8 protein-coding genes are annotated in these 12,442 nt (G+C 71.2%); 5 read left to right on the top strand and 3 right to left on the bottom strand.

Annotation, left to right across the window (positions count from 1 at the left end):
• Positions 1-120: 120 nt before the first annotated feature.
• Positions 121-1,416: a serine hydrolase domain-containing protein gene (locus AB0F17_RS07315; RefSeq protein WP_358017732.1), complete on the top strand. Its 1,296-nt coding sequence runs from the start codon at positions 121-123 to the stop codon at positions 1,414-1,416.
• A 792-nt stretch (positions 1,417-2,208) separates the two neighbouring features.
• On the opposite strand, the gene AB0F17_RS07310 is transcribed toward AB0F17_RS07315, so the two are convergent.
• Positions 2,209-3,090, bottom strand: coding sequence for a LysR family transcriptional regulator (locus tag AB0F17_RS07310; RefSeq protein WP_358017729.1), 882 nt, complete (start codon positions 3,088-3,090; stop codon positions 2,209-2,211).
• Between the two features lie 225 nt (positions 3,091-3,315).
• On the opposite strand from AB0F17_RS07310, the gene mtnA reads away from it, so the two are divergent.
• The 4 genes from mtnA to scpA all read left to right on the top strand — a co-directional run bounded on the left by mtnA (position 3,316) and on the right by scpA (position 9,199).
• Positions 3,316-4,254 carry an S-methyl-5-thioribose-1-phosphate isomerase gene (gene mtnA, locus AB0F17_RS07305; RefSeq protein ID WP_358017726.1) on the top strand — a complete coding sequence of 313 codons (939 nt, stop codon included), beginning with the start codon at positions 3,316-3,318 and terminating at the stop codon, positions 4,252-4,254.
• Positions 4,255-4,351: 97 nt separating this feature from the next.
• Complete coding sequence (locus AB0F17_RS07300) at positions 4,352-5,128, top strand: N-acetylmuramoyl-L-alanine amidase (RefSeq protein WP_358017723.1); 777 nt, start codon at positions 4,352-4,354, stop codon at positions 5,126-5,128.
• A gap of 67 nt (positions 5,129-5,195) precedes the next feature.
• Positions 5,196-6,983, top strand: a complete 1,788-nt coding sequence (locus tag AB0F17_RS07295; protein WP_358017720.1) for a methylmalonyl-CoA mutase subunit beta — start codon at positions 5,196-5,198, stop codon at positions 6,981-6,983.
• Positions 6,980-9,199 carry a methylmalonyl-CoA mutase gene (gene scpA, locus AB0F17_RS07290; RefSeq protein ID WP_358017716.1) on the top strand — a complete coding sequence of 740 codons (2,220 nt, stop codon included), beginning with the start codon at positions 6,980-6,982 and terminating at the stop codon, positions 9,197-9,199. The genes AB0F17_RS07295 and scpA overlap by 4 nt, the downstream gene beginning before the upstream one ends.
• A 7-nt stretch (positions 9,200-9,206) precedes the next feature.
• Here the strand turns inward: scpA and AB0F17_RS07285 are convergent, their stop codons facing one another.
• Positions 9,207-10,739, bottom strand: a complete 1,533-nt coding sequence (locus tag AB0F17_RS07285) for a serine/threonine-protein kinase (RefSeq protein WP_358017713.1) — start codon at positions 10,737-10,739, stop codon at positions 9,207-9,209.
• Positions 10,739-12,442: a serine/threonine-protein kinase gene (locus AB0F17_RS07280; RefSeq protein WP_358017710.1), complete on the bottom strand. Its 1,704-nt coding sequence runs from the start codon at positions 12,440-12,442 to the stop codon at positions 10,739-10,741. The genes AB0F17_RS07285 and AB0F17_RS07280 overlap by 1 nt, the downstream gene beginning before the upstream one ends.

Raw genomic sequence — 12,442 nt, 5'->3', positions numbered from 1 at the left:
TCGCTTGGGCGGTTCAGCGAGGTGGGCGCGCCTGTCATCGGTTTCGCATGATTGGTGTCATGCCGGGCCGGTGACAATGCGGTCTGACGCTGTCGGCATTCCTGGATCAGGCTGATGGCTATGATTTCTCGCCATCCCAGACAGCTCGACAAGTTACCCGCGGCGCGCCGCCCGAGGCGGGTCATGGCCGCGGTGACCGCGCTGGTCGTGGCCGGGGTTCTGGCCACGCCCGGTGCGGCCTCGGCGGCGCCCGGGCCAGGGCTTGACCGGCAGGCGCTCCGGCAGTCCCTCGATGCCGTCCACCAGGCCGGGATGTTCGGCATCTACTCCGGCGTACGCGACGGAGCCAAGACGTGGCAGGGAGCGGCGGGCGTCGCCGACGTGGTGACCCGCCGGCCGGTCCGGCCCGAGATGGTCCACCGGATCGGCAGCATCACCAAGACCTTCACCTCGGTGGCGATCCTCCAGCAGGTGGCGCGCGGCGCCATCGAGCTGGACGCGCCGGTGAACCGCTACCTGCCCGGCCTGATCCCCGGCGACCGCGGCCAGAAGACCACCGTACGGATGCTGCTCAACCACACCAGCGGCATCGGCGACTACATCGCGGGTGCGTTCCCCTCACTGCTGGAGGGCTCGGCCGCCAGCCTGGACGACAACCGGTTCCGGGAGATCGCCCCGGAAGAGCTGGTCAAGTTCGGCCTCGCCGCGCCGCCGACCGGGGAGCCGGGCACGACGCCCGGATCGTACTCCAACACCAACTACGTGATCGCGGGCCTGCTGCTGGCGAAGGTGACCGGCATCAGCGCCGAGCAGTACATCACCCGCAACGTGATCCGCAAGGCGGGCCTGCGGAACACCTCCTTCCCCCGCACGCCGCAGATTCCCGGACCGCATTCCAAGGCCTACGAGTCCCTGTTCGGCTGGATCGACCCGCCACGCGACTACAGCGTCTACAACATGTCGTGGGCGAGCACCGCGGGCGCGGTCGTGTCCACCATGGACGACCTCAACCGGTTCTACCGGGCGCTGTTGCGCGGCGAACTGATCGGCGACGCCCAGCTCACCGAGATGCGGAAGACGGTGCGGGTTCTGGCGGGCGGCGTGGCGATCGACTACGGCCTCGGGATCTACTCTCTCGACCTGCCCTGCGGACGGTTCTGGGGGCACGACGGCGGCGTGTTCGGCATGCTCACGCAGTCGCTGTCCAGCCCGGACGGCGAGCGGCAGCTGTCCTTCGGGCTCAACCTGGCCAAGTACCAGCACCTCGACGACAACGGAAACATCGAACCGAGCCCGATCGACTACGCCCTCGTGGACCATCTGCTGCTGGCGTTGTGCGGCCAGAGCGGCGCGAGGACGTCACAGGCGTCGCCGCTCGTCCTGTTCCCCACAGCGGGGCTGTCCGTCAAGCGTTGACGGGCACGACCGCCCTGTACGGCGGCCCCGCCGTGCTCCCGGCCGCCGAGCGGAACCTCGCTCGGCGGCCGTAGCGCCACCGTGCTCCCCTGACCGGGGTCCGCGCTCCCGAAACCGCCGGCTATCGCGAGGGTGGACCGGTGTCGGGATCCAGCTCGTCGCGGCGGGTGACCATGTCGATCAGCAGCCGGATCGGCAGGCTGGCCTCGGTCGGGTAGCGGAAATGGTCATCAAGGTCGAGGGTATGAACCGCTCCGCATATTCGCTATGAGAACCTCAGATTCCGCTATGGACTCGTAGTCCGTGTTGTGCCGGTTGAACGTGGTTTGGGGCATGGATCCGGTCTCGTCTTCGGGGCGGCGGCGAGTGGGCGGGTTTCCGGCCGAGCCTTGGGGCACGGGGGCGGGGTCGGCGTTCGCCTGGGCGCCCTGGGGGTGGGCTGTGATCGTCGTCTTCCGGCTCGGCGTGGTGGTCGCTGCGCTGTCGGGCTCGGCTGTCGGGCTCGGGGGTGCGTGCATGGGCTGGGCGAGTGCACCCAAGCCGGGACGGCACCAGCCGTACCGGACAGGGCATGTCAGGAATTCTCGCCATCGAACAGGCTTCCACCACGCCAAAGCCACTCCCGTGCTCACCTTCACCGAGCACGGGGGTGGCCCAGGCCGGGCCACGCCTGTCCGAGTTGCCTGATTCCTTCAGGGAACTACAGGGAATTCAAGACGCTTCCGCACGAAGCGGCAGGTGGCACCGGTGAGACACCCTGGTCCCCTCCCTGGACCAAGCCCCCCGGTCGGGTCAGAGGGGGCCGAGGTCGGTGACGATTCGGGCGAAGGCCCGGATGAGGTCGTTCTCCGTCTCTGTCCGCCAGACCAGGCCGAAGGTGAGAGGCCGCAGATCGGTGATGGGCAACCAGGTGATGTCGGGACGGGAGAAGTAGCGGGCGGAATGGGCGGGCAGGACGTTGACGGTCTCGCTGATGCTGACGAAGGAGAGCAGCTCGTCCATGTTCGTGACGAGCGGCCCGCGTTCGATCGGGTAGCCGCGCGGGGTCTGGAAGGGGACGAAGGTGTCCTCCCAGTAGGCGGGAACGGGCCTGGCGCCGGAGTGCCGGAAGTGGGCGATGTCCTCCACGGAGACCGCCGATCGTCCGGCCAGTGCGTGGTCGGCGGCGACGGCCAGCAGCCGGCGGTCGGCGAACAGGGTCGGGCCGACCGTGAGATCAGGCTCCTCGACGGGCAGCCAGATGACCAGGATGTCGGCCTCGCCACGCCGCAGGAGGCCGAAGGGGTCGACGAAGGAGGCGTGGCGGAGCTGGAGTTCGCAGTACGGGTGGTGGGTGCGGAAGGTCGACCAGTAGGGGCGCAGGTCGTGGGTGTTGACCGGGATCATGCCGATCCGGAGCCGGGCGGTCTTGCCTCGGGCGGCCAGCTTGGCCCGTTGCATGCTGTCCATCAGCCCCGCGTGGAGGGGCCGGAGATCGTCGCGTAGCTGCTCGCCGATCGGTGTCAGCCGTACCGTCCGGTTGGTCCGGTCGAACAGGAGGGCGCCGACCTGGCGTTCCTGCTTCTTGATCACCTGGCTGATCCGGGCGGGGGTCACGTGGAGCCGCTCGGCGGTCCGGCCGAAGTGCAACTCCTCGGCCAGCGTCAGGAAGATCTCGATGTCACGCAGCTCCATGACCCTCCCTCACGGTGACCCACCGGTTAACGAAGCCTTGCGTGCGTCGTCATTGTTTGTGGCTTTCTCCACGCAGATCCTAGGAGCTGGAAGGGCCCTGAAGCCTCCCCGCCGGCCGAACGGTCCAGGTCCGCTACCTGGCCGGCAGCGACGGTGGACACAGCGCGGGAAAGCGGTCTATACCGGCACGCCACGCGGACGGTCGTGGACGGCTACGGTTTGGGCGTGAGGACGATTGACTGGGTAGATGGCGCGGTCGAGCTGGTGGATCAGACGCTGCTGCCGGACGAGTGCGTCATGGTGCGGATCGAGACCGTCACCGACCTGATCGACGCCATCCGGCGGCTGGCCGTGCGCGGGGCGCCCGCGCTCGGCGTGGCCGGGGCGCTCGGCGTCGTGCTGGCGGCCGGCGACCAGGACGCCATAGCGAGGCTGCGCGCCGCCAGGCCCACCGCCGTGAACCTCGCCTGGGGCGTCGACCAGGCCGTCGCCCACCTGCCCCAAGGCCGGCAGGCCGTGCTCAGGGCCGCGCTGCGGATCCGCGACGACGACATCGCCGCCTGCGAGGCCATGGGCAAGCGCGGCGCCGACCTCCTCGAAGGCGACCGGCTGCGCATCATGACCGTGTGCAACACGGGCGGGCTGGCGGCCGTCGAACGGGGCACCGCGCTCGGCGTCGTCCAGACCCTGCACGAGCGCGGCCGGCTGGCCGAGGTGCTCGCCCTGGAGACCCGCCCCCTGCTGCAGGGCGCCCGGCTCACCACCTGGGAGCTGGCCAGGATGGGCGCGCCGCACCTGCTCATCGCCGACTCCGCCGGAGCGTACCTGCTGGCCAAGGGCGGCATCGACGCGGTGCTCATCGGCGCCGACCGCATCGCCGCCAACGGCGACACCGCCAACAAGATCGGCTCGTACGCGCTGGCGCTCGGGGCCGAGCGGGCCGGGGTGCCGTTCATCGTCGTCGCGCCCGAGACCACCATCGACCAGGCCACCCCGTCCGGCGAGCACATCGAGATCGAGGACAGAGGCGCCGACGAGATCGTCACCATCAGGGGCAGGCGGGTGGCGCCGGAGGGCACGCGGGCGCTGAACCCGGCCTTCGACGTCACCCCGCACGATCTCATCACCGCGATCGTCACCGACAAGCGGGTCATCAGGCCTTAAGCCGGTATAGGTGCCAAAATAACCAGATCTACCAACCTTTCCGCGCACTCCGGGCTACGCTCAGTGGTCACATTCCCCAACCCCCGGAGAGCACAAGGTGGCCATCGACCTCGTGTTACGGCGCGACTGGCACGCCCGTGAGCGGCACGGCGACTACACACAGCTCGACTCCACCAAGGGAGTTAAGGTCCACTACACGGGCGGCCGGGTCGATCCGGGCATCATCGGCGACCACGCGGTCTGCGTGTCGCTGGTGCAGTCGATCCAGGGCTACCACATGGACGGCAACGGCTGGATCGACATCGGCTACTCGTTCGTGGCCTGTCCGCATCGGAAGGTGTTCGAGGGGCGGGGGCTCCACCATTTACCCGCGGCCAACGGGGCCGGGCTCAACACGGGCCACTACGCCGTGCTCGGCCTGGTCGGCAACGCCGGGCTGGTGGAGCCGCCCGACGGAGTGCTCCACGCGATCCTGGACGCGGTCCAGTACGTCCGGGAACGTGGCAACGCGGGCAAGGAGATCAAGGGACACCGGGACGGCTACTCGACCGACTGCCCGGGCGAACCCCTCTACGCGTGGGTCAAGCGCGGCGCGCCGCGGCCGGGTGGCGATACCCCCCCGCCGCCCGACACGCCGACGGCGCCGCCGTTCCCCGGGCGGCTGCTGAAGTACCCGCCCGTGATGCATGGCGAAGACGTGCGTACATGGCAGCAGCAGATGAAGGTACGCGGCCTCGACATCGACGTCGACGGCGCCTACGGCAGCGGCTCACGCGAGGTCTGCCTGCGTTTCCAGCGCGAACAGGGCATCGGCGACGACGGCATCGTCGGGCCGGCCACCTGGCGGCTGTCATGGGAGGCACCGCTGACCTGACGGTGGGGTCGGTCAGGGGCGAACCCGGGGTTACTGGGTTCGGCGGGCAACGCCTACTATCCGAAACATGCATCTGGCAGCGGGCTTTCCTACCACGAACCGGGACGATTGGCGGGCCCTGGCGCTCGAGGTTCTGCGTAAGTCGGGTGTCGAGGCCGGGTCGCCGGAGGAGGCGCTGTCCGGCGTCACGTACGACGGTGTGACGCTCGCGCCGCTCTATGACGCCGCCGACCTGCCCGAGCACCTGCCGCGCGCTCGCCAGGCGGCGGGCGCCGGGTGGGATGTGCGGCAGCGGCACTCCGTGGCCGATGCCGAGACCGTGCTGGCCGATCTGGAGCACGGGGTCACCTCGCTCTGGCTGGTCCTGGGTGCCGGCGCGATCCCGGTCGGGCGCCTCCCCGACCTCCTGCGGGAGGTCTATCTGGACCTCGCGCCGATCGTCATGCAGGCCGGAGCCGAAGCTCGGGAGGCCGCCGAGGTGCTCTTCGGGCTCGCGGCGGAGCGCGGCGTCTCGCCGACGGGCAACCTGGGCGCCTCGATCGGTACGGCGGGACGGGACGTGACGGTCGAGCTGGCGGAGCGGTGCGCGGCCGGTTTCCCCGGGATGCGGGCCGTCATGCTGGACGCCACGCCGTACCACGACGCGGGAGGGAGCGACGCCGACGAGCTCGGCTGCTCGATCGCGCTGGGGGTCGAGCACCTGCGGGCGCTCACCGGCGCGGGGCTCAGCGTCGAGCGGGCGTTCGGGCAACTGGAGTTCCGCTATGCCGTCACCGCCGATCAGTTCGCCACCATCGCCAAGCTGCGGGCCGCGCGCACGCTCTGGGCGCGGGTGGCCGAGGTGTGCGGGGCGGCGGACGGCGGGCAGCGGCAGCACGCGGTGACGAGTTCCGCCATGATGACCGCCCGCGACCCCTGGGTGAACCTGCTCCGCACCACCATCGCCTGCTTCGCCGCCGGGGTGGGGGGTGCGGACGCGGTGACCGTGCAGCCGTTCGACGCGTGCCTGGGTCCGCCGGACGCCTTCGCCCGGCGGATGGCGCGCAACACGCAGGCGCTGCTGCTGGAGGAGGCCGGAGCCGGAAGGGTGGCCGACCCGGCGGGCGGCTCCTGGTACGTCGAGCGCCGCACCGCCGACCTGGCCGACCGTGCCTGGGCCTGGTTCCAGGAGATCGAGGCGGCCGGGGGGATCGGGGCGGCGTCCGAGCTGGTCGCCGGCCGGATCGCGGACACCAGGCGGCGTCGTGCCGACGACATCGCCCACCGGCGTTTCCCGATCACCGGCGTGAGCGAGTTCCCCGACATCGCCGAGAAGCCGGTCCGCGGACAGCCCGTCCCGAGCGCCGGCGCGGACGTTGCTGAGGGCGAGCGTCCCCCGCGTGAACGGGTTTCCGAGGGCGCGGCGGGCCGCGCGGGGGAGGGGTTGCCGGAGATCCGGTACGCCCAGGAGTTCGAGGCGCTGCGGGACCTCGCCGACGCGCAGCCGGAGCGGCCCGTGGTGTTCCTGGCCACCATCGGCCCGGTCGCCGCCCACACGGCCCGTGCCGCGTTCGCCGCGAACCTGTTCCAGGCGGGTGGGCTGGCCACCGAGTCCGCCGGGCCGGGGACCGACCCCGACCAGATCGCCACCGCCTTCGCCGTCAGCGGCTCGAACGTCGCCTGCCTGTGTTCCAGCGACAAGATGTACGGCCTGCACGCCGAGGCCGTCGCCGCCGCGCTAAGACGGGCGGGCGCGAGAAAGGTCTGGCTGGCGGGGAAGGGGGAGTACGAGGGCGTCGACGGCCGCCTCTACGCCGGGTGCGACGCACTCGCCGTACTCCGCACGACCTTCGACGACCTGGAGGTGACGCGATGATCCCGGACTTCTCCGCCATCCCGCTGACCGGCCCGACCCCCGGCGAGCGCGCCGAGCCCGCCACACTCGCCGAATCCGCCGAATCCGCCGAATCCGCCGAATCCGCCGAGCCCGGCGGGGTCGCGGTGAGTGAGGGTGCGGTCTGGGAGACGCCCGAGGGGATCGCGGTCAAGCCCGTCTACACGGCCGACGACCTCGGCGGGCTCGACTTCCTGGGGACCTATCCGGGCGCCGCGCCGTACCTGCGCGGCCCCTATCCGACCATGTACGTCAACCAGCCCTGGACGATCCGCCAGTACGCGGGCTTCTCCACGGCCGAGGACTCCAACGCCTTCTACCGCCGCAACCTCGCCGCCGGGCAGAAGGGGCTGTCAGTGGCCTTCGATCTGGCCACGCACCGGGGCTACGACTCCGATCATCCGCGGGTCGCCGGTGACGTGGGCATGGCCGGGGTGGCGATCGACTCGATCTATGACATGCGGCAGTTGTTCGACGGGATCCCGCTCGACCGGATGTCGGTGTCGATGACCATGAACGGCGCGGTCCTGCCCGTGCTGGCGCTCTACATCGTGGCGGCCGAGGAGCAGGGGGTGGCACCGGAGCAACTGGCCGGGACCATCCAGAACGACATCCTCAAGGAGTTCATGGTCCGCAATACCTACATTTATCCCCCAGCCCCATCAATGCGCATAATTTCGGATATTTTCGCATTTGCCAGTGAAAAGATGCCGAAGTTTAATTCCATTAGCATCTCGGGCTACCACATTCAGGAGGCCGGGGCCACCTGCGACCTCGAGCTGGCCTATACCCTGGCCGACGGGGTCGAATACCTGCGCGCAGGCGTCGCCGCAGGGATGGACGTCGACCGGTTCGCGCCCAGGCTGTCGTTCTTCTGGTGCATCGGCATGAACTTCTTCATGGAAGTCGCCAAGCTGAGAGCCGCCCGCCTCCTATGGGCAAACCTCGTTTCCGGATTTAACGCGAAAAATCCGAAATCGCTGAGCCTCCGTACCCACTCCCAGACCTCCGGCTGGTCCCTCACCGCGCAGGACCCGTTCAACAACGTCGCCCGTACCTGCGTCGAGGCCATGGCCGCCACCCAGGGCCACACCCAGTCCCTGCACACCAACGCCCTCGATGAGGCGCTCGCGCTGCCCACCGACTTCTCCGCCCGGATCGCCCGCAACACCCAGCTCCTCCTCCAGCAGGAGTCCGGCACCACCAAGGTGATCGACCCGTGGGGCGGCTCCTACTACGTCGAACGCCTCACCCACGATCTCGCCGAACGCGCCTGGACCCACATCCAGGAGGTCGAGGCCGCCGGCGGCATGGCCCGCGCCATCGAGGCGGGCCTGCCCAAGCTGCGCATCGAGGAGGCCGCGGCCCGCGCCCAGGCCCGCATCGACTCGGGCCGCCAGCCTGTGATCGGCGTGAACAAGTACCGCACCGACGCCGACGAGCCGATCGAGGTGCTCAAGGTCGACAACAGCTCCGTACGGGCGCAGCAGCTCGACAAACTCCGCAGGCTCAGGGCCGAACGCGACGACGGCGCCGTGACCCACGCCCTCGACGCCCTGACCAAGGCCGCCGGCGACCCCGCCCCGGGCCTCGAGCACAACCTGCTCAAACTGGCGATCGACGCCGCCCGCGCCAAGGCGACCGTGGGCGAGATCTCCGACGCGCTGGAGCGCGTCTTCGGGCGCCACGCGGAGCAGGTCCGTACCATCTCCGGCGTGTATCGCGACGAGGCGGGCCCGACCGCCAACATCGAGCGGGTACGGCACGCGTGCGCCGCCTTCGAGCGCGCCGAGGGCCGCCGCCCGCGCATCCTGGTGGCCAAGATGGGCCAGGACGGCCACGACCGCGGCCAGAAAGTGATCGCCACCGCGTTCGCCGACCTGGGGTTCGACGTGGACGTCGGCCCATTGTTCCAGACGCCGGAGGAGGTGGCGCGGCAGGCCGTCGAGGCCGACGTGCACGTCGTCGGCGTGTCCTCGCTGGCGGCCGGCCACCTGACCCTGGTGCCCGCGCTCCGGGAGGCCCTGGCCGGGCTGGGCGCCGAAGACGTGATGATCGTGGTCGGCGGCGTCGTCCCGCCGGGCGACTTCGACGAGCTGCGCGCGGCCGGCGCCTCAGCGATCTTCCCTCCCGGTACGGTCATCGCCGACGCCGCCCTGGACCTGCTGGAGGAGCTCGCGTCCCGCCTGGGGCACTGAGCCGGCCTCACTCCATCCGGTCGAGGGCGCACATCTTCACGGTGATGCCGCGCTGCCGGCTGCCCCCGCTGACCACGTTGAAGGCGACCCGGTGCGTGCCCTGCGTCTTGAACGACCCGGCCGGCAGGTAGACCTTGTGCGGGGTCACGGCCGGGGTGCGGCCCAGGTTCTGGCCGTCGACGAGCCAGCGGTAGGTGAAGGCGTGACCTTTGGGACCGTCGATGACGGCGTACACGTTGAGGTCGCCACGCCAGCAGCCGCCCAGGTCGACGCCTTCCGTGCGCAGGTTCACGGACCGGACCCCGCCGCTCGCGGTCGTCGGCTCGGCGGCGGGTTCGGTGGCGGTCGCGGTGGTGCTGGGCTTGGTGCTCGGTCTGGTGGAGGGCTTGGTCGTCGGCTGGGTGGTGGTCGTGTCGCGGGTGGGTTGCTCGCGTCCGGGGGAGGGCCTCGGCGACGGTTTGCTCTTGGTGCCGGTGGATTTGGTGGGGGCGGCGGCGGTGGGGGAGGGGCTGGTGCTGGGCGTTGGGGTGGGGGCGGTGAAGGCGCCGACGATGTTCGGGAGACGTAAGGACGGCAGCGCCCAGACCACGGTCGCCGTCACCACCACCCCCACCACGGCCACCGCCGCACCGCCCACGAGCAACGCCCGGTTGCGCCCCTGAACCCGCCCGCCCCCGTTCCACGCCCCGCCCCCGCTGGGCGGTCCGCCCCCGGCCGGTCCGGGGCCTAAGGATCCGCTCCCGGCGCTCGGCGCGTGACCGCCTGACATGGGGTTCGCCGTACCGCCGAGGAGTCGCAGCAGGACGTCCTGCATGGTCGGGCGGCGGGCCGGGTCCTTGGACAGGCACGCGTACACGATCGGCCGTAAGCCGTCCGGCAGGTCGCCGAGCCGGGGTTCGTTGTTGAGGATGCGGTCGATGACGGCGGGCAGCGCGTCGTTGCCGAACGGCGGCACCCCCGACGCCGCGTACACGATCACCGACCCCCACGCGAACACGTCCGCCGCGGCCCCGACGGCCGTCCCGGACAACTGCTCGGGCGCCATGTAGGCAGGAGTGCCGACGATGCCGCTGGTGACCGTGAGCGCGGAGCCGGACGCGCGGGCGATGCCGAAGTCGATGACCCGGGGGCCGCCGGGGCCGAGCAGGACGTTCGCCGGTTTGAAGTCGCGGTGTACGACGCCCGCACGGTGGATGGCGGCCAGCGCCGTGGCCGTGGCGACCGCGAGGCGCTGCAGGCCCGCGCCGGTGTGCCGGTCGGCCTCCTGGAGCGAGGGGCCTTCGACGTACTCGGTCACGATGTACGGCCGGCCGCTCAGCGAAGCGTCGAGCACCTGGGCGATGCAGAACGGCTCCACCCGCCGCGCCGCGGCGATCTCCTTGGCCAGGCGGTCGTCGTGGCCCGAACCCGTCCGCAACACCTTGACGGCCACCTGCGTGCCGTCCGGGGCGTACCCCAGGTAGACCACGCCCTGACCGCCCGCGCCCAACCGCCTGGCCAGCCGGTACGGGCCGATCTCGGTGGGATCCTCCTGCGTCATCAGTCTTCGATGGAGCAGACGGTGAACGAGGTGGACCTGCTCTTGACGACCGGCGACGTCAGCTTGAACGTGACCGTGTGCGTGCCCGCCGACACCATGTAGCCCAGGGACCCCTCCCAGCCGGTGTACTCGCCATGGCCGATCAGGCCCCCGCGGCGCATGACGGTCTTGCTGTCGATGACCCAGGCGAAGTTGTACTTCAGCGTGCCGTACTCGCCCGCCGGGGTCTTGTCCGTCTCCACCTGGGTGTCGAAGTTGACCGGCGGCATGAGGCAGCCGTTCGTGGGGTGGGCGCCGTGGACGTTGATGGCGAGGATCGAGAGGTTGGCCCTCGTGGTGGTGGGCTTCTTCGTGGTGCGGGTGGGCGTGGGCGTCGTGCGTTCGGGGGAGGGCGTGGGTCTCGTCGTGGGTGTCCGGGTGGGGGTCGCGCTGGGTTTCGGTGTGGGCTTGTGGGTGGTCTTGCGCGGCCGCGGCCGGTGGCTCTTCGACGGGGTGCCGTCCGAGGTGGGGACGTCTGCCTCGGTCACGGAGGTGCTGGAGGAGGCGGCGGCCGGCGGCTGGGTCCCCGTGCCCGGCGGGAACGCGAGCGTCACGGCGGTGGCGATGGACGCCATGATCGCCACGCTACCCCCACCGGCCAGCAGCGGAATGAGCACCCGCCCACGTCCCGCCGCCTGCCCGTGCCCCTGCCCCTGCTCCACGCCATGCCCGAGCCCGCCCGACCGCCTGCCCGGCCGCGTCCCCTCCCCGGGCCCAACCGCGATCGGCCCCCTAGGCGGCGCGCCGTGCCCGGGCCCGATCGGCCCGCCGGGCTGGGTGCCATGCCCGGGGCCCGGCGGTCCATGCGCTGCGGACCCCGGGAAGCCCAGCCCGGCACCCGGCGGTCCATGTGCTCCGGACTCCGGGAAACCGGGCCCCGTCGTGCCGGATGGCCGGCCGCCCAGGAGGCCGAGCAGTACGTCCTGCATGGTCGGGCGGCGGGCCGGATCCTTGGACAGGCACGCGTACACGATCGGCCGCAGCGAGCCCGGCAGGTCGCCGAGCTGGGGTTCGTTGTTGAGGATGCGGCTGATGACGGCAGGCAGCGCGTCCTGACCGAACGGCGGCTCCCCGCCGGCCGCGTACACGATCACCGACGCCCACGCGAACACGTCCACCGCGGGCCCGACGGCCGCCCCGGCGAGCTGCTCGGGCGCCATGTAGGCGGGCGTGCCGACGATGCTGCTGGTGACCGTCAGCGCGGAGTCCGTGGCGCGGGCGATGCCGAAGTCGATGACGCGCGGCCCGTCCCGCCCGAGCAGGACGTTCGCCGGTTTGAAGTCGCGGTGCACGATCCCGGCCGCGTGGATGGCGGCGAGCGCCGTGGCGGTCGCCACGGCCAGCCGTTGCAGGTCGCCGCCGGTGTGCCGGCCCGCCTGCTGGAGCGACGGCCCGTCCACGTACTCGGTCACGATGTACGGCCGGCTGCCCAGCGAAGCGTCGAGCACCTGCGCGATGCAGAACGGCTCCACCCGCCGCGCGGCCGCGACCTCCTTGGCGAAGCGGTCGTCCCCGGCCAGCCCGTCCTGCAGCACCTTGACCGCGACCGGCCCGCCGTCCGGCGCCTCGGCCAGGTACACCACGCCCTGACCGCCCTCGCCCAGCCGCCCGACCAGCCGGTACGGGCCGACGGCGCCGGGATCCTCCGGCAGGAGCGGTTCCAC

This window comes from Nonomuraea sp. NPDC026600, assembly GCF_040638335.1.
In the GTDB taxonomy this organism is placed as follows: domain Bacteria; phylum Actinomycetota; class Actinomycetes; order Streptosporangiales; family Streptosporangiaceae; genus Nonomuraea.
Note: the sequence above shows the minus strand (reverse complement) of the source record. Positions and strands in the feature narration are given on the sequence as shown.

Excerpts from the sequence above, each read along its gene's own strand:
- AB0F17_RS07315 (WP_358017732.1), top strand. The coding sequence starts at position 121 with ATGATTTCTCGCCATCCCAGACAGCTCGACAAGTTACCCGCGGCGCGC.
- AB0F17_RS07310 (WP_358017729.1), bottom strand. The coding sequence starts at position 3,090 with ATGGAGCTGCGTGACATCGAGATCTTCCTGACGCTGGCCGAGGAGTTG.
- AB0F17_RS07295 (WP_358017720.1), top strand. The coding sequence starts at position 5,196 with ATGCATCTGGCAGCGGGCTTTCCTACCACGAACCGGGACGATTGGCGG.
- scpA (WP_358017716.1), top strand. The coding sequence starts at position 6,980 with ATGATCCCGGACTTCTCCGCCATCCCGCTGACCGGCCCGACCCCCGGC.
- AB0F17_RS07285 (WP_358017713.1), bottom strand. The coding sequence starts at position 10,739 with ATGACGCAGGAGGATCCCACCGAGATCGGCCCGTACCGGCTGGCCAGG.